The following is a 19,164-nucleotide window of genomic DNA, read 5'->3' as shown; positions in this document are numbered from 1 at the left end:
ACCTAAAAGCCAGAAACTTTGCAACGTATTTTATTTTGCCTGCTCTGCTGCCTGCCCGGTTTCCTGTATGCACAGGTTAACTGGTCCGGTAGCTGGATCACCAATACCACAGATACCACGATCACAAAAGCACCTTTTTTCAGGAAGGTATTTCACACCGCTAAGCCATTGCAAAGTGCAGTGGCTTATGTATCCGGTGTAGGTTATCATGTACTGTATGTAAACGGGAAACCTGTCACCGATGCGGTGCTGGAACAGGGATATACCCGTTATGACAAAAGATTACTGTACAACACTTATGACATTACTTCGCTGCTTGCTAACGGGGATAACGTCGTGGCGGCAGAATTAGGAAATGGCTGGTATAATGTACAATCCCACGCAGTATGGGAATTTCACAAAGCGCCCTGGCGCAATACGCCCCGCATGCTGATCAACATCCTGCTTACTTACAAAGACGGCAGCAGGGAAACCATCGTCACTGATCGCAGCTGGAAGTGTACTACCGGACCTAGTCAATACAACAACCTGTACACCGGCGAAATCTACGATGCCAGGGCAGAACTACCCGGCTGGAACAAGCTGGCGTACAATGATGCCAGCTGGCAGACGGCGATTGAAACCAATTCTCCCGGTGGGGTACTGGTACCACAGGAAATGCCGTCTATTAAGATCATCAGGCACATCAAACCTGTGAGTGTAAAACAGGTGGATAAGGATGAATATCTCTTCGATATGGGCCAGAACTTTGCCGGCGTAGTGACCTTAAAAGTAAAAGGTGCAGCGGGTACAAAAGTGACCCTTTCCTACAGGGAAGTATTGAAAAATGGTAAAATCGACCTCGCGCATAATACAGAACACATGCGTAGCTGGCCGGGTGAACTGCCATTCCAGACGGATATTTATATCCTGAAAGGGAACGGTGTCGAGACCTTCACCCCACAGTTTACCTATCATGGTTTCCAGTATGTATCTGTGAAAACATCTGCCGAAGTAAAGCTGGATAAGAGCTCTCTGGAAGGTTTATTCTACAGCACAGACTTTGAAGAAGCCGGTCATTTTACCAGCTCAGATCCTATGATCAATAAGCTGTACGAAGCAGCCCGGCAATCTTACAGGAGCAATTTCCTGAGCATTCCAACTGACTGCCCGCAGCGTGAAAAAAACGGCTGGACAGCAGATGCACATATCTCCGCCGAAATCGGCCTGTGGAATTACAAATCAGCACCGGGTTACCGCAAGTGGCTGAATGACATCAGGGATGCGCAAACACCGGATGGTTCCATTCCGGGTATTGTTCCTTCCAATGGCTGGGGCTATGATCGCAAGGACTTTACCTTTGGGCCTGCATGGGGGAGTGCGCTCCCTATCATAACCTGGTATTTGTACCTCTATGAAGGCGATACGGCTGCGGTAAGAGAAAATTATGATGCCATCAAAAAGTACACAGACCTGCTCACCAGCGAAGCCCAAAACTATATCTTCAAAATGGGGTTGGGTGACTGGATGTCATTGGTAGAGACACCGGTGCCATTTACATCTACAGCCTGTTATTATACAGATGCAGTTTTAGTATCCAAAATGGCGCGTATCTTAGGCAAAGATGCAGATGCTGCTGCTTATGCTGCACTGGCCGAAAAGATCAGCGCTGCTTTCAACAGGGAGTATTATGATGCACAGGCAATGCAGTACAATGTCACAACGGCTACTGCACTTAGTACGACAGTATACCATCAGTTAGTACCTGCGCCTGCGCTGACGAAGACAGTAGATCAGTTGGCAAAGAAGATTACAGACAATCATTATCATGCTGATTTCGGTGTGTTAGGCACCAAATATGTACTGCCTTCATTGAGTGATAACGGGCATGTAGAGGTGGCCATGAAAATGCTGACAGATACAGGGTACGCAGGTTGGGCGCATTGGATAGCAAATGGTGCCACATCCTTGTTTGAAGACTGGCCGGGAGAATTATCTCACAATCATATCTTCTTTGGAGATTACTGTGCCTGGTTCTACAAAACACTGGCTGGTATTCGTCCGGATGAAGCGGCGCCGGGTTTTAAGCATTTCTTTATACAGCCTTCATTTGTGTCTCAGCTCACTTTTGCAAAGGCTGATTATCAATGCCGGTATGGTAAGATCGTCTCTTCGTGGAAGCGGAATGGGAAACAGGTGATACTGGAAGTGGAAGTTCCTGCGAATACGACTGCGACGTTGCGATTACAAGGCAGGGCGGATCAGGTTTTACAGCCCGGAAAGCATAAGTTAACAATATAATAGCCGTTGTTGATTACTGATGCCTGCGGCATCAGTAATCAACAATCGAAAATGAGTCAATGACTTCTATCTGAATAAATGCGGATAGTAAAACAAATCAGGTTTCTTCCCCTCACTGATAGTCAGGTACCCCTTATTATCCACACTAATCGTTAGCCCTTCTCCCTGTTTTTCCGGCACATATGGCAGTAAAGTCGCCGGTCTTGCCATCGTCTCTTCAATTGGCTCCTTCCCTTTACGACGCCAGTAGTAAATATGCGATTTGTCTTTAATCACAATATGTTCCCCGTTTTGTGAAATATCACCAGCCGTAATCCAGGTATAAGGAAGAGTGAGCACTTTTTCCAGCGTTGCCTGTTGCTGGTCTTTGAAGTTGAAATATTGCGCAGGCACCTTATACAGGCTTACCTGTTTTTCTCTCTTGCTTACGATATAGATGCATTTCCCAATAGGATCTATCATCAGCGACTCTGCATCCCTGAAGCCATCAGGGTACCTGATAAAGAGCACATCTGCATGCACAGTAGTTTTATCCCCAGGTAGGGTTGTTGGTGCCGGAAACCGGTAGATCTGCATATCTATTTTCAGCTGCAGGTTATTGCCAATATCGCCTACATACACATAGTGTTTGCCGCCGGGTCCGATATTTTCTGCAATATCCTCCCAATCCCTGTTTACGGAGCCTTTCAGTTTCACGATGCTGACCAGTTTACCCTCGCTATCCAGCAGGTATACTTCATTCTTTCCACCACTGTCATTGTGTGTCCAGTAGTACCCTGGTAGTGCTGCACTGGCAGCCAGACCTGAGGCTTCCGCTATTTTATCTGACTTTACCTTTCCTAACACCTCTGGTGTCTGCGCCATAAGTGGCAGATTGATAAGCAGTAGTATCGCTAGCATTCTCATGCTACGATACTACGATTATTTTCTGAGGATCAGGTCGGCCCGGCTATCCTCATTTAACGAGGGTGACCGGATTTTTTTTATATTTTTAGTCCTCTCAAAAAAAAAGTTATGAAACTAAACAGGCTGCTATTGGGCATGGCATTATTTGCCACCCCTTTTGCACGAGGGCAAAGTATGAATAGCAATGTCAACTATGTAGATCCCACTATCGGTGGTGTGGGCATCATACTGGAACCCACCCGCCCTACAGTACACCTGCCTAATAGTATGGTGCGGGTATTTCCCATCCGCAAAGATCAGCTGGATGACCGCATTCATGATTTCCCGCTCACCATTGCTTCGCACAGGCAGGAAAGCCTTTTTGGTATGATGCCAATATCAGGCGACGATTATTTTACACCCAGGGTATGGGACAGGGAGCGTACTACTCCTTACTATTACAGCACCTTCCTGGACGATGCGGACCAGGTAGAATTTACACCTGCAGCACGTAGCGGGTATTTTCGATTTCATTTTCAGGGCAGGGAGAAGCATTATCTCCGCTTTCAGCCTTTGAACGGTAAAGGCACTATTGAAGCAACCGGCAAACAGGTGATCACCGGTACAGAACAATTCCACGGCATGGCAGCTTACTTTTATGCAGAGCTGAGCGCACCCATCACAGGTGTACAAACTTTAGATAAAGAAGGTCAAAAGATATTGCTGGCAGAGGTGCCGGCAGAAACAGCCGTGAAATACGGTGTTTCTTTTGTGAGCGTTGAGCAGGCCAGAATAAACCTGCAAAAGGAGATCCCTGACTGGAACTTTGATGCAGTAAAAGACAAGGCATTCAAAGCATGGGATAAAGTATTGGGGCAGATCAATGTAAAAGGAGGTACACCCGCACAAAAGCGGGTATTCTATACCTCATTGTACCGTACATATGAGCGCATGATCAACATGAACGAGTATGGTAAGTATTACAGTGCATACGATCACCAGGTACACAACTCAGATAAGCCCTTTTACGCGGATAACTGGCTCTGGGATACCTATATCGCATTAGAGCCATTACAAACGCTTTTACACCCTTCTACAGAAGCAGATAAGATCAATTCTTATATCCAGATGTATGAGCAGGGGGGCTGGATGCCTTCCTTTGCGGTAGTCACCGGCGATATGCCTTGTATGACGGGCAATCATGCTGCCGCCTGGATGACAGATGCCTGGTTCAAAGGTGTGCGTAATTTTGATGTAGCCAAAGCCTATGAGGGGCTGAAAAAGAATGCCCTGCAGGCAACCCTGTTACCCTGGAGGAATGGTCCGGGTACAGAACTGGATGCTTTTTACAATGCACATGGGTATATGCCGGCCCTGCGACCCGGAGAAAAAGAGTGGGTGAGTGAGGTGCATGGTTTTGAGCGTAGACAGTCTGTGGCAGTGACATTGGAAAATAGCTTTGATGACTGGTGCATTGCACAACTGGCAGTACCTGCCGGTAAAAAGGAAGATGTGCCGCTGTTTTTAAAGCGTGCGGCCAACTATAAAAACGTGTTCCGGGCAGAGAAAGGCTTTATGTGGCCCAAAGATTCTGCTGGTAGCTGGATAGAGCCATTTGATCCTAAATTCTCAGGTGGTCAGGGTGGTCGTGATTATTTCACTGAAAACAATGCTTATACCTACAACTGGGATGTAAAGCATGACCTGGCAGGGTTGTTTAGCCTGATGGGTGGCCGTAAGGCAGCAGAGGCGAACCTGGATCAGCTGTTTCGTGAAGGGTTGGGCAGGAGCAAATATCAATTGTGGTATACCTTCCCGGATGCCACGGGGTTGGTAGGGCAATTTGTGATGGGAAATGAGCCCAGTTTCCACATTCCTTACCTGTACAACTACCTGGGAGCACCCTGGAAGACGCAAAAGCGTATCCGCATGCTGCTGGATACCTGGTATACTGACAACCTGTTTGGTATTCCGGGCGATGAAGATGGGGGCGGTATGACGGCCTTTGTGGTATTTTCCATGATGGGGTTCTGCCCGGTTACCCCGGGTATTCCCCAGTATAATATTGGTAGTCCGGTATTTACGCAGGTAACGATACAGCTGGAGAATGGAAAGGTATTTACGGTCAATGCACCTAAGAGCTCAGGAGAGAATAAGTATATCCAAAGTGCGAAACTGGATGGAAAAGCGCTGAATAAGCCCTGGTTTACACACCAGGAGGTGTTGAAAGGCGGGGTATTGGAGCTGGATATGGGCGCGGCGCCAAATAAGCAGTGGGGAAGTGGGGAACAGGCATTGCCTCCTTCTTCAATTGATTATAAATCAGGAGAATAGATTGCGGAAGGCCGTCCATTATGGATGGCCTTCTTTTTTATGGCTTTATAGATCTTCCAGGATCAGTTTCCCTAATTCTTTGATAGCATTTTCATTTCTTTTGTAATATGTCCACTGTCCCTGCCTGGTCACGATCAGCAGCCCTGTTCGCTGTAAAAGCGACAAATACTCAGAGGCAGTAGATTGGGTAACCCCCATTTTAAGCTGGATTTGTCCTACACATACGCCATTTTCACAGCAGCCCTCTGCCGGAAAATTTTTAGTCGGGTCTTTCAGCCATTGTAATATCTGAAGCCGTGCCTTGTTGGATAATGCTTTGAATACTTCCACGTGTTCCATACTGCAAAGGTATCGGAAATAACCGATTTTATCATACTGTCGTATCAATTCAGCAAATTAGGAGAACTTTACTATAGATCAGTTAAACCTTACCCCATGTACTTCAGAATAGCTGTAAACCCCGTAGAAAATTTCAGGATCAAAGACGTTTTATCGCTACCATATTTCAGGCATGTTAACCGGTTTGCCAAACCCTATTTACACAAGTCCAGTTATGTAAATATACTCTTGCAGGAGCGGAACATAGATGGATTCGGCATGGTGCACCTGGTGTTCTTTATTAAGCAGCCAGTATTGGTTGTAGTTTCGGAAGAATCGCCCCGGAGTGTGGTCCAGCAGGTGGTGAGTGGACAGATGGAGCTGCTTTTCAAAGGTCAGAAACCACTGGTGTTGCAACCTGGCGGTTATGATATATTACAATTAAATACTGACGAGTATGCTCTCTTGTTGCAGCCGGGCATTTGTGAAGTGCTACGCTTCGATTTTGAGGAATCGGTTATGAAAACGGTCAGTAAAACAGCCACTGTTAAGCAGTGGCTGGATAAACTGAAATCTGGTAAATCTGCTTTTTACAGTCACCGCCCTGTTGATGAAAAACTCCGGTCCCTGCAGGGTGAAATGCAGTATTGTCGTGCATTTACAGATGAAGAGCAGGAATGGTTCAACGATAAGTTGGACGAAGTATTCGAAATGGTGACCGAACAGGGAGTGCTGAGATAACCTTCTTAGAATTTTACATCTCTTCCTTTAATATCTGTAATTTTTCTGTGTGCGTAAGTATGACCTTTGTTTCATCAAACAAAAAACAAAGGAAATATGAAAACGCTCACAGGAAAAATTATTTTAGTAACAGGTGCATCCAGGGGTATTGGCGCGGCAATAGCGCTTAAACTGGCATCAGAAGGCGCGACAGTAATCATTAACTACGCTGGCAATAAAGAGGCAGCTGACCAGACAGTAGCGGCTATACAGGCGCAGGGGGGTACATCCATGGCTATACAGGCAGATGTAAGTAAGTCTGACGAAGTAAAAAGAATGTTCGACACCGTGATTGCACAATATGGTAGAATGGATGTGCTGGTGAACAATGCAGGGATACTGCTGTATAAGTTAATCAAAGACACGACAGACGAAGATTTTGACAGACAGTTTGCCATTAATGTAAAAGGCACTTTCAATACCATGCGCGAAGCTGCTACAAGGCTCGCAGATAATGGTACTATAATCAACTTCTCTTCATCTACTACACGTTTATTATTGCCTACTTATGGGCCTTATGTAGCTACCAAAGGAGCGGTAGAGCAGATGACCCGTGTATTTGCGAAAGAGGTAGGGCCAAGGGGGATCAATGTGAATGTGGTATCGCCTGGTCCTACCAATACAGAGTTGTTCCTGAATGGTAAGACGCCGGAAGCTTTGGCGAGATTAGCTGCATTGTCAGCGTTTAACAGGATAGGGGAGCCGGAGGATATTGCGAAGGTGGTGGCTTTCCTGGTGAGTGATGATGCGAAGTGGATCAGTGGGCAGAATATAGGTGCAAATGGTGGTATGGCATAATTAAAATCAATCATTATGAACATGTTGAAAAATAAAGTAGCCCTCATTACCGGATCGGCGAGGGGGCTGGGGAAGGCGATTGCTGAGCGGTATGCGGCGTTAGGGGCGGATATTGTGTTGAATTATTCAAGAGATCAGGTGGCGGTGGAGGAAACGGAGAGTAATATACGGGCGATGGGTGTGAGGGTGATTTCGGTGAAGGCGGATGTGAGTTCGGTTCGGGATATAGAACGGTTATTTAGTGAGGCATTGAAGGAGTTTGGGAAGATTGATATTGTGGTGGCGAATGCGGGGATTGAGATGGTGGAGACGCCGGTGGTAGGGTTTACAGAGGAGCAGTTTGACCGGGTGTTTAGTATTAATACCAAGGGGGCGTACTTTACCTTGCAGCAGGCGGCGAAGCATGTAGTGGATGGTGGAAGGATAATTTACATTGCTTCGTCTACGACGTCGTATCCTGTGCCTGGGATGGCGGTGTATGGGGGGAGTAAGATGACGCCGAGGTATATGGTGGAGATCTTAGCGAAGGAGATTGGGTATAGAGGGGTGACGGTGAATTCGATTATACCTTTTGCGGTGGATCATGCGGGGATATTTGTAGATCAGGATGCGTACCCGGGATTGAGGAAGCAGTTGTTGGATAGTTGTCCGATGGGGCGATTAGCGGAGGTGGAGGATGTGGCGAATGTGGCGGAGTTTTTTGCGAGTGGGTTGTCGTCGTTTGTGAATGGGCAGCATTTGTTGGTGAATGGTGGGGCGACGAATTAGTCAGGGGAATTAATTAGGGGTTAAATGTCACGCATAAGTGATTATTTATGCTGCTTTAGACCATTCGGGATCTTCATTTCTTGGGAGGAAGAAACCTTTGATACAGTTCGGGTTGCGAACGCAGACCTGGATGTGGGTTTGGTCGTAGAAGCCAGAGTCTTCGTAAATGGGATTGCCTTCTATGAAGACGCAACGGACTGTGTCGAAGGGGATGTCTCCCTTCTTTATCAAATTCAGATGTAATGCCTCAATGACGCTGCAATCTAATCCCCTTAATATTTTATCATTTGGATTGGGTGATCCAGGAACAGGCCTGTTTTTAGGCAAGGGAGTATTTGTCTCACTAAATGTTGCTTTTAAAGAGAAATAGGATTTTCTAACCCGATCAATATAGGATTTGTCAGTGAGATCAAGACAATTTCCAAGACTAAAAACGGCTCCTAATACTGAAGGAGATTCGATCTTACTTTTACCTGGAGGGTTTTTAGCAAAATCCATAGCTCTTGCATGGTTGTTTTGCCAAAAATACATTCCCGATCCAAGCCAGTCATAATTATTATGGCTGGCTTTCATCATAATCTGACCATTGATTATTTTGTCCCTGATAGACTGATCACATCCATGGAAGCCTAATAACAGTCCCTGGTCAGATGAATAAATAATACTTGAATTGTTCATATGTTTTTGAATTTTAAGTTTTAAGTTAATCTGCCTTATAACCATATTTAGCATCTGCTATTTTCCAGTGTTCTTCAGTCATTTGACTAAAAAGTTCTTCCAATCCTAAGTCTTCTATAAATTGTCTACGGTACTCCGGATCGTTCTTAACTCGTTCTATATGCTCGTCCAATATTTGCATATGCCTTTTGTATTCTGCGTAACCACCATACATAATTTTAAATTTTTAAACGTGAAAAAATAGAATGATTTGATACACTAAAGGTAAGTGATTTTAAAATCAAAAAACAAATAAAACTAGCCACAGTATTGAGTTTTATCGTTTCGATAACCCTATTTTCAAAATAAAAAAAGCCCATCCAAAGACGAGCTTTTAGCAAGCAAAGAGTAAAAAGAATAAGGGTGTTTTTTCAATTTCTAAAGTAAAGAAGTAACCCATTATAACGACACCTTCACTTCACTATTTTTTGAGGTCTGATTATAAATGAATACAAGACTGGAAATTCAAAGCCTTGATATGCGCTACTGCATCCTGTCCCTTCTCTATAGCCGCCAATATCTCAAACACCTTATCACTCCACCCGCTTATCAGGTACACATCATTCCCCTCTACACTCACCGGTGTCTTACCATATCCAGCCAGATCAAACAAATACAGCTTTGCATGTGGCACCATTTCTCTATACAGCTTCCACTGCGCTGCCAGCGTATTCTTATCACTCTGATTACCTGTAGTACTATCCCACATCTGACAATCTGTAAACATCATCACCTTATCAGCTACATGTCGATTCTTGATCAGATCAGCCAGTACTTTATAACCATTCGTGCTATAACCCACTTCACCTTCTCTCGCATAAAATGCATCTACATTTGCCAGTATATTCTTCTTAGGAAAATCAACGACCTTCCACTTATCACCGAACATCCCCGTCATTACGTTTTCGCACTTATACTGCAGCAACATACCCAGCAGCAAACCTATATCATAGTATTTCACAACACTACGTGCAGACACTGCTTTCTGCATAGAACCAGATACATCACAGGCAATTACCACCCGTGTATCATTATCAAATCCCTGCAGGTGCTGTACAGAAGTCTGTATCGCTGTTTCCAGCGCTTCCAGCACCTCTTTTGTTCTTCCGTGCTTTACCTGTTTTAATTCACGGTAGGCAGACAGAAACCGGAAAGGCAATTGTTTTGAATGCAGCACTGCTTTTTCATCAGTCAGCTGTGCGCAAACCTTGTTGATCATCCAGTTACTCACATCGGCCTGCAATATATTACGCAGATTACGCATCAGCGCCATATATCCCAGTGCATTGGATTCGATCAGTTGTTCCCACGCATAGCGAAAGGCCTTTTGCCTTTCGCCGGCGTCGGAATACTTTACCTGACCGGTAGCAGTCAGGGTTGTTTCCCAGGTATAGGGTACCTGCAGTTCATCCTGCGCAATTTTATCGAACAGTATCTGCTGATCGTCATCCTTTGGTTTTGGGTGAACAATAAACAGGGCATCTTTTAATGTCACTGCCGCTGCGCGGTTATATTTTGCAAACTGGTATTCATCGAATTTATTAAATGCCAATGACAGTCCTTTTTGTATCTGCTTGCTCAGGCGATGCAACTTTTTAGTGTCCTGTCGGTTGTTTGACAGGGCATAGAATGCCAGCAACTCAGTAATTTCATCTGCGCGCTGTACCACCCTGTTTACCATATTGCTCACCAGACTATTGCCTGTATGCACTTTCGCCAGCTCTACGGTCAGCGCCAGTGGAATACTCCGCAGGTACATTTTTTCACGGGCATACACTGCCAGGCGAGCCACAAATTGTGGATCATTTTTCCTGATCAGCGCACGTATACGCTCCAGCCGTTCCGCACTTCCTTCATAAAACTGGTCATGAAAAGAGGCTGTAACAACAGCACTATACAGTTCCAGCTCCGGTGTCAGAACATATGCTTTTGCACCTTCGTAGTTTACAGTGGCGGATACGTCCTTCTTTGATGTATTGAATCTCATAACCGTTTTGTTTTCGTTTTGTGATAACAATACAAAGGTTGGACGCAAGTGCGCAGCTTTTTTGCGCATTTAAATCTTTCTAAAAAAAGTTTATTTCAGTCTATAGGCAACAATGGTATTTTTAAAAAAGGTAGGTACATACAATGTTTGTGCAACCGCATTATACCCTATATCAGCAGTATTGCTTTTTTGATCACGGGTATCCAGCAATACCTGTTTGGTGCCATCAGCTTTCACATAATAGATAATACCCTGCCAGCCACTTACTATGAATTCATTTTCCCTTACCTGTACAAGACCATCCGTTCTGCCTTCCAGTCCTTCTGCTATGATGGTAGGATTTTTCTGCGCATCGATCTTCAGCAATTTACCATTGGTCAATGCGTACAATGCCGGTCCGACTGCCAGTAAGCCATTCGCATTATCCATGTTTTCCAGGTAAAGGGATGGCCGGCCATTCTCAATTTTGTGAATTTTGTTAGCTTTTGAATCACTGACATACACAACACCTTTGGCATCTATTGTGATATCGTTCAGCATTTGAGCGCCCTCAATGGGAATTCTGCGTACGATGGTGCCGGTTTTAACATCAATCACCGCTACCGCTGTCAGCTCTGCTGCATATAAAAGCCCCTTATACAATCCCAGGCCTTTGGGGGCATTCAACCCGGTCACCCATTCCCTGGTAATGATTTTGCCACCCGGCGCAACCTTGCTGATATAGCCGCTTCGTTCTTTTTGGGCACTGCCTATGTTGGAAACGTATAAGAACTGTCCATTGGCTGCCAGCAGGGCAGATTCGGGAGTTGTAAGCACCGTATCTGTTTGCCATAACTTTTCTAATGAATGCTGGGCAAATAATGATACGTGGGTAAAAATAATGGCGATCGCGATAAAGATTGTTTTCATAATTGAGTTTTTTTATCAACGTGGCGTAATAAGAAGAATATTATGCATAAATCTATTACTTTGTATGGACAATATTTATGAAGAAAGGAATACTCATCTTTACCCTGTTAGGGTTGACCCTGCTTACTGGAGTGAATGCCAGAAAACGACTTGTAAATTTCCCTGTTATTCACAATGGAGACCTGATTTTCCAGACCTCGCAGTCTGCACAAAGTAAGGCTATTCAGTTAGCCACAAAATCCAGCTACTCTCATTGCGGTATCATCTACCAGGAAGGAGATAAATTTTATGTTTTCGAAGCGGTACAACCGGTAAAGCGAACCCCGCTGGATAAATGGATTGCGAGAGGAAAGGGCGGGCATTACGTGATTAAACGCCTCAAAGATGCAGATAAAGTGCTGACTGCCGATGCATTGAAGAAAATGAAACAGGTAGGGGAGACTTTTACCGGTAAGAATTACGACCTGACCTTTGAATGGAGTGACGATCAGATTTATTGCTCAGAGCTCATCTGGAAAGTGTACCAGCGGGCTACCGGGATTGAAATAGGCAAGCTGGAAAAATTAAGTGATTTTGACCTGACGGGCGATGTGGTAAAAGCTAAGTTGAAGGAAAGATATGGGAATCATATTCCAAAGGATGAAGTAGTGATTTCTCCTAAAGCAATATTTGAAAGTGAACTGTTAGAAACTATCATTGATAAATAATGTCTGGTAATTTTCAACCTGATCATGCGCAAAAGATCCTACTCAAAAGCAACAAGAGCTATTATAAATGAATTAAAAACCGATCAGCGGGCTTACCGCTATGAAGAAGACGGAATTAAATATGGGTTACTGATCCTCTATCGGGGAGAAACCCTGTTTTACCAGGAAAATAACCGGGCCTTGCTGTGTGAAATCGCCGCAAGGTTTTCTTTTATCAATCCTGAAACTATTACTCACTGGGACGATAATACCGTCATTATCAGAGAAGAACGCGCAGCCATCCTCGAAAAAATCATCACCCTCTACAAGAAAGCTTACAAAGACGATCTGAAAATTTTTTAAAGAAAATTTGCGTAGTTAAATAGCTACACATATATTTGTAGTCAAATAGCTACATAATGACAAGACGTAACAACATCATCTATTGGACAGCAACCATCATCCTCGCTTTATTCATGTTTGTAGGGGGATTGGCACAGATATTCAGGCAAAAAGATAATGTGGAGGGATTCATTCATTTGGGATACCCGCTATATTTTATGACCATCCTTGGCGTTTGGAAAATACTGGGTGTCATTGCTATTCTCGCGCAGCGATTTCCTTTAGTAAAAGAATGGGCTTATGCTGGTTTCTTCTTTGCCATGACAGGGGCCGTCATTTCTCATATCGCTTCAGGTGATCATTTTACACTATTCATTGCGCCACTGGTGTTTGCAATATTGACAGTGGTATCATGGTATTTCAGGCCTGCAGGCAGAAAGATATAAGCTCAGAACAGCTGGTCCCATACCTCCCTGAAATCCTCATCGCGCAATGCCTCTTCCAGGTCATACGCATCATACCCGTTCGAACGTATAGCATCTCTGCATTGCAGCAGTAGTTTCACACATTTTTCTTTATCACCCGATTTTATGGCGAGCCTTGCCATAGATAAGTAAGGATGTGAATAGTAATTTCTGCCCAGCACTGCAGAGAGCTGTAATTTTTCTTCTGCAAGGCGATTGATGGAAGGGGACTTGTAATCGTAAGCCAGCCCGGTGTAGGCTACAAGAAAATCGCCCCAGTAAAGATTCAGCTGAAAATCTTCTTCATGATTATATACCTGCGAGAAAAGCTGTAGCCCGTGTTCAAATGTATTGATCAGTTTTTCATAAGCACCCTGTGCATGATAGATCTGTGCGATGCCAAGCAGCGAATTAGTAGCATATACTGGAAAAGTCCAGGCAGCTGGTTGCTGCGCATGTCCCTTCGTGAAGAACTCAACTGAAATCCAGTAATACGCCAGTTGCAGATCGTTTTCCTTTAATCTTTTGGCCGTATCTGCAAATGCTTTGCCCAGCCGGTTCAGCAGCGCTGCATCTGCTGTGTAATAGCCTTCCAGCGGTTGTAGCAGTAGGGCCGTTTGTGTGACCATCGTCGTCTTGTACTCCGGATCAATTTCAGGTGAGTCGTGGAAGAGAATGTAATGGTAGGTCTCTGCCCAGTCGAGATAAACGAGCAGGTTTTTCTCTGCCCGTTCATGCATGGCACCTTCAAACTCACGTAGCAGGCGTTGGTGCCAGTAATGATTCTGTTCAAATGGCAGGAACCGTACCCTGAAACATTGATGAACCAATGCGCTTATAGCAGTGGCATCGTTGAGCACCGGTCTGAAAAAATATAACAATTCCGTGAACGCTTCGGTAGTAAACTGCTTTGTAATTTCCATTTTATCCGTCAGCGCTCTTACCATCGACATTTGTATGCCGGTGGTTTGCGGAGCGATATTGTAAATATGGATAGCCTCCTGTATGTAACGTACTTTATCCTCATAAGCAGCTGTACGGTCAGCCAGCTGCTGGTAACAATAGCCCCGTTCCTGGTAATATAGCTGATCAGGGAAAAAACGCTGAATGGAATCGATAATTCCGAGCAGGTAAAAGATAAAATCCTCAGGATTGCTAACCTTATCACAGTCAAGGTCATACACACCATAAGAGTAAACCATATCATAGGCACCAATTATTTCCTCCTTATATTCTTCCAGTTGGGTCGGTAAAAGACTTTCTACCAGGGCATCCATTTTTTCAATGTCGGATCTTTCTGCCAGTTCTTTCAGCTGAGGGATAATATTCATTCGCTAAAAATAGTCAAAGAGAACAATTTTTCAGAGGGGGAGTCATGCAATAGTTAATTCAGCTATAGCATAGTTATACTTCCATAAGTTCACCATAAGTACATCAAAACTACATTTCTATATCAATTCGATATTAAGATGCAGATTAAGTGACGTATTAGTACTCATTTAGTGTTAAAGCTTCACTATAGTTTCGCACAGTGTATTAATATTGATCTTATAACCCCAAAATTGATTTTATGGCTATTGTTAAAGACAATATACTCCTCCAACTCGTCCGGGGTTCGCTGGGCGATCAGATCACGATTTACGAAAGGAACGGGCAGATAATTATGGCGAAGAAACGCGGTCCGTCAAAGAAAAAGCCGACAAAGAAGCAGCTGGAAGCGCGGTATAAGATGCGGGTTGCGGCGGCTTATGCTGTGGTGATCCTGGAAGATCCGGAGCTGAAGGCTTATTATAAGTCACTGGCTGGGCCGGGGCAGAATGCTTATAATATGGCGGTGAAGGATGCTTATCGGTCTCCTGAAGTGCAGAATATTCAATTCGAAGAAGAAACTGTGGTAGTGACTGCGAAAGACGAATTCAGGGTGGCAGAAGTGCAGGTACGGGTAGTGGATGCAGCTGGTGTTATCCTCGAAAAGGGTGCAGCGGTTTTAGGCCGGAATGGTGTGGATTGGTATTATAAGGCTATTACTCTGCCGCAAGGCGGCAAAGTAATAGTGGTGGTGGTAGACCTGCCGGGAAATGAGACGGTCAGAGAGGTAAGATTAGAATGATCTATTGCAAGCTTTTTACCGGGTTGATCATAGCCGCTTTAATAGATTGCAAACTCACTGTCAAGAGTGCGATCAAACATGCCAATATCCCTGCACCAGCAAATATTCCCCAGTTGATCTCAATCCTGTATTCAAAATGCGTAAGCCATTGGCGCATCAGGAAATAAGCAAATGGCGACGCAATTACACCTGCTAAAATCACCAGCCAGACAAAGTCTTTGGACAATAACAACCAAAGGTGAGGAATGCCTGCGCCCAGTACTTTCCTGATACTGATTTCTTTGGTTCTCCGCTCTGCCATGAACATAGCAAGACCAAAGAGCCCCATAGACGAAATGAGTATAGCCAGCAGGGAGAAGGCCGCCGCCAGGCTACCCACCTGGTTTTCCATTTCGAATTTATGGGCAAATTCCTGGTCGGTGAAGGTATAAATGAATGGAAGGTCGGTATTGTATTTTCCAAATATAGGTTGAATGGTAGCGAGTGTTTTAGAAAGATCAGCTCCTTTCTTCAGGCGCAGCAGAATATTATTCGCGTCTTCTCTTTCAAAGAGAATTGCCAGCGGATAGGCGGTCTGGTAAGGATTGTACAATACAAGATCTTTTACGATACCAATAATGGTGAGTGTGCGGGAACCAGATTGCATGGTCTTGCCAATAGGGTTTGTGTACCCGATGGTCTTCAGCGCTGTTTCATTTAAGATCACCGCATTGGAATCTGCGGGTCTGCCAGCTTCAAAGGCACGTCCCTGCAGCAGCTGCATGCCTGTTACCTTATCATAATCCCAATCGCCCATGATCACATCCATGCCTATTTCTGCCTTTGGGTCTTTGCCACTCCAGGAGAAATCACTCCACTTGTTATAATTGGCGGTCATGGGTTGTGATGCGCGGGTGATCGCCTCAAATTTCCCGGTGTTCAACAGCTCCTGTTTCAGCGCAGCATAATTCTTATTGAGGGCGGCACTGGTGGTTACTGATAAAAGATTATCCGGGTTATATCCTAATGACCTGGTTTGTGCATGCCTGATCTGCTGGAACACAATCGTGGTACAGATCACCAGGGCAATGCTAATGGTAAACTGAAACACCACGAGTACCCTGCGCAGGGTCACCGGGTTCCGGCTTGTTTTCGCAGGGCCTTTCAATACCTTCACCGGGATGAATGAAGACAGGTACCATGCAGGATAACTTCCTGCCAGGATGCCCGTTACGATACAGACCAGTAAAGCCGCACCTATGTGCTGGAAAGAAAATTGTACATGTGATACGCCTACCTGTCCAAGATAGGGTTGTACCACCAAAATCAGTACCAGGGCAAGTACAAATGCAATAGCAGCCGTCATCACAGACTCCGTCAGGAACTGTCCGACCAGTTGCGTACGTCCGGAACCGATAGCCTTGCGAATGCCTACTTCTTTGGCTCTCTTTTCAGACCGGGCAGTGCTCAGGTTCATGAAATTGATACACGCAATCAGCAAAATAAAGAGGCCAATAATGGTAAAGAGATGCACATACGTCATTCGCCCACCAGCTTCTTTCCAGTCTTTGAATTCATTGTGCAGGTGCATACGGGTCCAGGGTTGTATGTCGAGGAACTGGTTGTTATGTTCCGGGTCATGCTGGTGAACTAACCCACTTATCTTTTTGGCGAAATCTGCCATATTTACGCCCGGGTTCAGCTCCACAACATTCCATGCAAAGTTGATTCCCCAGTTGGTTCGTGCATTTCTTACAAAATCAGATTCCCTTTCTCCCAATGAAAAGGGCAGGAGAAAGTCAAACTGCAGGGTGGAATTCGCAGGCACATCTTTCATCACACCTGTAACCTGCAGTTCCATATTGTCTACTTTCACTATCCGGCCCAGTGCAGGTGCAGGGCCAAAGAGTGCACGGGCTTGCGAAGCCGTTAGTACAATACTGTTCACATCGTTCAAAGCTGTATTGAGATTACCTTCAATCAGCGGGAAAGAAAACATATGGAGAAAGGCCGGATCTGCAAAGAGGCCTGATTTGTAATACTTATTGGGGCCGTGTACCAGGCTCATTTGGGTATTTTGGGTAATCCTGGTAGCCTGTTTTACCTCCGGGTAGTCATGTAGCATGATGTCGTAGAGGGGGATGGGGGTGGCGTATTGGGAGCCCTTTACGTTATTAAATTCGGTGTGTTTCACGAATACCCCTATACGCGCTCCGTTCGCATGAAACTGATCAAAACTCTTTTCATACTGCACCCACATACCGATGAGGAGGGCGAATGCCATACCGAGGGCGAGCCCGGTAATATTAATAGCAGAAAGTGTCTTGTGTTGTTTAAGGTTGCGCCAGGCAACACGGCAATAATTGCGGATCATGTGAAAAATGTTGCTACAATGATACCAGATTGTAAGTGATTGTAAATGAATAGTTTTGTTCTTTGCAGACTGTTCGTTTTCAGCGATTTGTGTCCGGTTCTGAACGTTTGGACTGGCATGATTTCTGGACGATAATTTTAAAGATTATTCACCTGAAAATTGTGAATTATGGAAATAAGAGACAGATCAATAGGCAGTACTGGTTTAGAACAGGGAGGGCCAAATCTTGGTAATGATTATAGCCGTGATATTACAAGAGAGGTGACTTCAGATGATACTGAAAAGATTATACTGCCTAAGAAAAATAAGAATAAGAAAGAGCAAAACAAAGGCGATAAAAAACAAAAGCAGCGGTAAGATGATGGCTGCTTAAGCGGATGAGGCGGATAAAAGGTGAGGCTTTTTATCCGCCTTTTTTTTGAGAATAGTTTTGTTTTCGGTAGTAAATCCTCTCTTTCACGAATATTTTATCTAAAACAAAGACTGTTGCCTTGGCTGAAATACCGGTTTCGCCACACTGATACCACACACCTCCTTTAACTTATCAATAAAATAAACAGTCGCATCAATATAACTCAGCTCATCCTGCATATGCATAAAAAAATACAATTCCTGCAATCCATTCTTCACCCATTGATCAATCCTATTCACCCAATCATCCATCCTTTTATAATCCGTTGCATGCAAACTATTCCCCACAAAGCGAACCATAGACCCGGGTGTAGGTAAGTGCATATGCACACAATCCCTTCTGCCTGCAGTATCAGTAATCACCGCCCCGATTTTTAACTGCCGCAGAGTATCAAACAGTTCTTTGGTAACAGCCGGGTTCGTGAACCAATCCGGCTGCCTGAGCTCTACATACCACTGCAGGTCTGTAGGCAGACTTTGCAGGTATTTGTAAAAGTTCTCCCTGCGGTTGGGGCTGTAATTCTCTCCCAGTTGTAAAAAGATAGGCCCCAGGTTTTCTTCAAGGGCAAGGATCCCTTCGAGGAATGCCGTGGTCTGGTCCTGTGCATTGACAAGACTGCTGTAGTGACTGATAGACTGAGGTACTTTAGGACAGAATTTAAAATCCTTCCGGTTTACCCGTTCTTTCCACTTCCTGATGGTGGCAGGGTCATAAATCTTATAATGGGTTGCATTGAACTCAATGCAATTGAAATGATGTGGATATTCTTCGAGGTAATTGGCTTCTTTAGTGCCTTTGGGATAAAGGGTACCTACCCATTCTTTCATTCCCCATCGGGGGCAGCCTATATAAACATTCACGTGAGCCGCAGGCTGACCGGGCAATACCAGTTGGTTGTCAGCAGGGTCTGGCAGGGTAAAGTCTATACTGTCTAATAATGCATCATCAACGCGACCGAATTTCATAAAACTAATTGGAAATTAAGAGCCTTCGAAGATAAGATTTTTAACTATAATCAGTT

Annotated in this window: 19 protein-coding genes; 10 read left to right on the top strand and 9 right to left on the bottom strand. The window is 44.7% G+C overall.

Features of this window, described 5'->3' with window-relative positions:
- Window positions 1-18: 18 nt before the first annotated feature.
- On the top strand, window positions 19-2,280 hold the full coding sequence (locus ABDW16_RS19225; RefSeq protein WP_343671977.1) for a family 78 glycoside hydrolase catalytic domain: 2,262 nt from the start codon (window positions 19-21) through the stop codon (window positions 2,278-2,280).
- Window positions 2,281-2,346: 66 nt separating this feature from the next.
- On the opposite strand, the gene ABDW16_RS19220 is transcribed toward ABDW16_RS19225, so the two are convergent.
- Window positions 2,347-3,144 (bottom strand): hypothetical protein, encoded by a 798-nt coding sequence (locus tag ABDW16_RS19220; protein ID WP_343671976.1) that lies wholly within the window; start codon window positions 3,142-3,144, stop codon window positions 2,347-2,349.
- Window positions 3,145-3,294: 150 nt separating this feature from the next.
- Here ABDW16_RS19220 and ABDW16_RS19215 point away from each other — a divergent pair, with 150 nt between their 5' ends.
- Window positions 3,295-5,499 (top strand): GH92 family glycosyl hydrolase, encoded by a 2,205-nt coding sequence (locus tag ABDW16_RS19215; protein WP_343671975.1) that lies wholly within the window; start codon window positions 3,295-3,297, stop codon window positions 5,497-5,499.
- Between the two features lie 45 nt (window positions 5,500-5,544).
- On the opposite strand, the gene ABDW16_RS19210 is transcribed toward ABDW16_RS19215, so the two are convergent.
- Entirely contained in the window at window positions 5,545-5,838 is a 294-nt protein-coding gene (locus ABDW16_RS19210; RefSeq protein WP_343671974.1) for a helix-turn-helix transcriptional regulator, read from the bottom strand.
- 96 nt (window positions 5,839-5,934) lie between these two features.
- Here ABDW16_RS19210 and ABDW16_RS19205 point away from each other — a divergent pair, with 96 nt between their 5' ends.
- From ABDW16_RS19205 to ABDW16_RS19195, 3 genes are all read left to right on the top strand, one after another.
- Entirely contained in the window at window positions 5,935-6,558 is a 624-nt protein-coding gene (locus ABDW16_RS19205) for a hypothetical protein (protein ID WP_343671973.1), read from the top strand.
- Window positions 6,559-6,654: 96 nt separating this feature from the next.
- Window positions 6,655-7,395, top strand: coding sequence for an SDR family oxidoreductase (locus ABDW16_RS19200; RefSeq protein ID WP_343671972.1), 741 nt, complete (start codon window positions 6,655-6,657; stop codon window positions 7,393-7,395).
- Between the two features lie 15 nt (window positions 7,396-7,410).
- Complete coding sequence (locus tag ABDW16_RS19195) at window positions 7,411-8,163, top strand: SDR family oxidoreductase (protein ID WP_343671971.1); 753 nt, start codon at window positions 7,411-7,413, stop codon at window positions 8,161-8,163.
- Window positions 8,164-8,208: 45 nt separating this feature from the next.
- On the opposite strand, the gene ABDW16_RS19190 is transcribed toward ABDW16_RS19195, so the two are convergent.
- The 4 genes from ABDW16_RS19190 to ABDW16_RS19175 form a co-directional block, all read right to left on the bottom strand.
- Complete coding sequence (locus ABDW16_RS19190) at window positions 8,209-8,841, bottom strand: hypothetical protein (protein ID WP_343671970.1); 633 nt, start codon at window positions 8,839-8,841, stop codon at window positions 8,209-8,211.
- A 25-nt stretch (window positions 8,842-8,866) separates the two neighbouring features.
- Window positions 8,867-9,055 (bottom strand): hypothetical protein, encoded by a 189-nt coding sequence (locus ABDW16_RS19185; protein ID WP_343671969.1) that lies wholly within the window; start codon window positions 9,053-9,055, stop codon window positions 8,867-8,869.
- A 264-nt stretch (window positions 9,056-9,319) separates the two neighbouring features.
- A complete protein-coding gene (locus ABDW16_RS19180; RefSeq protein WP_343671968.1) occupies window positions 9,320-10,867 on the bottom strand; it encodes a TROVE domain-containing protein in 1,548 nt (515 codons plus the stop codon).
- Window positions 10,868-10,957: 90 nt separating this feature from the next.
- Entirely contained in the window at window positions 10,958-11,776 is an 819-nt protein-coding gene (locus ABDW16_RS19175) for an ATP/GTP-binding protein (protein ID WP_343671967.1), read from the bottom strand.
- A 77-nt stretch (window positions 11,777-11,853) separates the two neighbouring features.
- Between ABDW16_RS19175 and ABDW16_RS19170 the strand changes: the two genes are divergently transcribed.
- Genes ABDW16_RS19170 through ABDW16_RS19160 form a run of 3 tightly spaced genes read left to right on the top strand, consistent with a single transcriptional unit; the run spans window position 11,854 to window position 13,250 of the window.
- Window positions 11,854-12,483, top strand: a complete 630-nt coding sequence (locus ABDW16_RS19170) for a YiiX family permuted papain-like enzyme (protein WP_343671966.1) — start codon at window positions 11,854-11,856, stop codon at window positions 12,481-12,483.
- Window positions 12,484-12,507: 24 nt separating this feature from the next.
- The gene (locus ABDW16_RS19165) at window positions 12,508-12,825 is read left to right on the top strand and encodes a hypothetical protein (RefSeq protein WP_343671965.1); all 318 of its coding nucleotides are present in this window, start codon (window positions 12,508-12,510) and stop codon (window positions 12,823-12,825) included.
- Window positions 12,826-12,881: 56 nt separating this feature from the next.
- Window positions 12,882-13,250: a DoxX family protein gene (locus ABDW16_RS19160; protein ID WP_343671964.1), complete on the top strand. Its 369-nt coding sequence runs from the start codon at window positions 12,882-12,884 to the stop codon at window positions 13,248-13,250.
- Window positions 13,251-13,252: 2 nt separating this feature from the next.
- On the opposite strand, the gene ABDW16_RS19155 is transcribed toward ABDW16_RS19160, so the two are convergent.
- Complete coding sequence (locus ABDW16_RS19155; protein ID WP_343671963.1) at window positions 13,253-14,599, bottom strand: hypothetical protein; 1,347 nt, start codon at window positions 14,597-14,599, stop codon at window positions 13,253-13,255.
- 239 nt (window positions 14,600-14,838) lie between these two features.
- Between ABDW16_RS19155 and ABDW16_RS19150 the strand changes: the two genes are divergently transcribed.
- A complete protein-coding gene (locus ABDW16_RS19150) occupies window positions 14,839-15,378 on the top strand; it encodes a hypothetical protein (protein WP_343671962.1) in 540 nt (179 codons plus the stop codon).
- A gap of 1 nt (window position 15,379) precedes the next feature.
- Here ABDW16_RS19150 and ABDW16_RS19145 read toward each other — a convergent pair whose 3' ends face one another.
- The gene (locus tag ABDW16_RS19145; protein ID WP_343671961.1) at window positions 15,380-17,731 is read right to left on the bottom strand and encodes an ABC transporter permease; all 2,352 of its coding nucleotides are present in this window, start codon (window positions 17,729-17,731) and stop codon (window positions 15,380-15,382) included.
- A gap of 168 nt (window positions 17,732-17,899) precedes the next feature.
- Here ABDW16_RS19145 and ABDW16_RS19140 point away from each other — a divergent pair, with 168 nt between their 5' ends.
- The gene (locus tag ABDW16_RS19140; protein WP_343671960.1) at window positions 17,900-18,088 is read left to right on the top strand and encodes a hypothetical protein; all 189 of its coding nucleotides are present in this window, start codon (window positions 17,900-17,902) and stop codon (window positions 18,086-18,088) included.
- 114 nt (window positions 18,089-18,202) lie between these two features.
- Here the strand turns inward: ABDW16_RS19140 and ABDW16_RS19135 are convergent, their stop codons facing one another.
- Window positions 18,203-19,108 (bottom strand): DUF72 domain-containing protein, encoded by a 906-nt coding sequence (locus ABDW16_RS19135; protein WP_343671959.1) that lies wholly within the window; start codon window positions 19,106-19,108, stop codon window positions 18,203-18,205.
- Window positions 19,109-19,164 lie beyond the last annotated feature (56 nt).

This window comes from Chitinophaga sp. (assembly GCF_039596135.1).
Taxonomy (GTDB): Bacteria; Bacteroidota; Bacteroidia; order Chitinophagales; family Chitinophagaceae; genus Chitinophaga.
Note: the sequence above shows the minus strand (reverse complement) of the source record. Positions and strands in the feature narration are given on the sequence as shown.

Bases quoted from the DNA above. Each gene is read 5' to 3' on its own strand.
- ABDW16_RS19195 (WP_343671971.1), top strand. From the start codon at position 7,411: ATGAACATGTTGAAAAATAAAGTAGCCCTCATTACCGGATCGGCGAGG.
- ABDW16_RS19175 (WP_343671967.1), bottom strand. From the start codon at position 11,776: ATGAAAACAATCTTTATCGCGATCGCCATTATTTTTACCCACGTATCA.
- ABDW16_RS19170 (WP_343671966.1), top strand. From the start codon at position 11,854: ATGAAGAAAGGAATACTCATCTTTACCCTGTTAGGGTTGACCCTGCTT.
- ABDW16_RS19155 (WP_343671963.1), bottom strand. From the start codon at position 14,599: ATGAATATTATCCCTCAGCTGAAAGAACTGGCAGAAAGATCCGACATT.
- ABDW16_RS19180 (WP_343671968.1), bottom strand. From the start codon at position 10,867: ATGAGATTCAATACATCAAAGAAGGACGTATCCGCCACTGTAAACTAC.
- ABDW16_RS19205 (WP_343671973.1), top strand. From the start codon at position 5,935: ATGTACTTCAGAATAGCTGTAAACCCCGTAGAAAATTTCAGGATCAAA.
- ABDW16_RS19145 (WP_343671961.1), bottom strand. From the start codon at position 17,731: ATGATCCGCAATTATTGCCGTGTTGCCTGGCGCAACCTTAAACAACAC.
- ABDW16_RS19140 (WP_343671960.1), top strand. From the start codon at position 17,900: ATGGAAATAAGAGACAGATCAATAGGCAGTACTGGTTTAGAACAGGGA.
- ABDW16_RS19200 (WP_343671972.1), top strand. From the start codon at position 6,655: ATGAAAACGCTCACAGGAAAAATTATTTTAGTAACAGGTGCATCCAGG.
- ABDW16_RS19210 (WP_343671974.1), bottom strand. From the start codon at position 5,838: ATGGAACACGTGGAAGTATTCAAAGCATTATCCAACAAGGCACGGCTT.
- ABDW16_RS19150 (WP_343671962.1), top strand. From the start codon at position 14,839: ATGGCTATTGTTAAAGACAATATACTCCTCCAACTCGTCCGGGGTTCG.
- ABDW16_RS19185 (WP_343671969.1), bottom strand. From the start codon at position 9,055: ATGTATGGTGGTTACGCAGAATACAAAAGGCATATGCAAATATTGGAC.
- ABDW16_RS19165 (WP_343671965.1), top strand. From the start codon at position 12,508: ATGCGCAAAAGATCCTACTCAAAAGCAACAAGAGCTATTATAAATGAA.
- ABDW16_RS19220 (WP_343671976.1), bottom strand. From the start codon at position 3,144: ATGGCGCAGACACCAGAGGTGTTAGGAAAGGTAAAGTCAGATAAAATA.
- ABDW16_RS19190 (WP_343671970.1), bottom strand. From the start codon at position 8,841: ATGAACAATTCAAGTATTATTTATTCATCTGACCAGGGACTGTTATTA.
- ABDW16_RS19160 (WP_343671964.1), top strand. From the start codon at position 12,882: ATGACAAGACGTAACAACATCATCTATTGGACAGCAACCATCATCCTC.
- ABDW16_RS19135 (WP_343671959.1), bottom strand. From the start codon at position 19,108: ATGAAATTCGGTCGCGTTGATGATGCATTATTAGACAGTATAGACTTT.
- ABDW16_RS19215 (WP_343671975.1), top strand. From the start codon at position 3,295: ATGAAACTAAACAGGCTGCTATTGGGCATGGCATTATTTGCCACCCCT.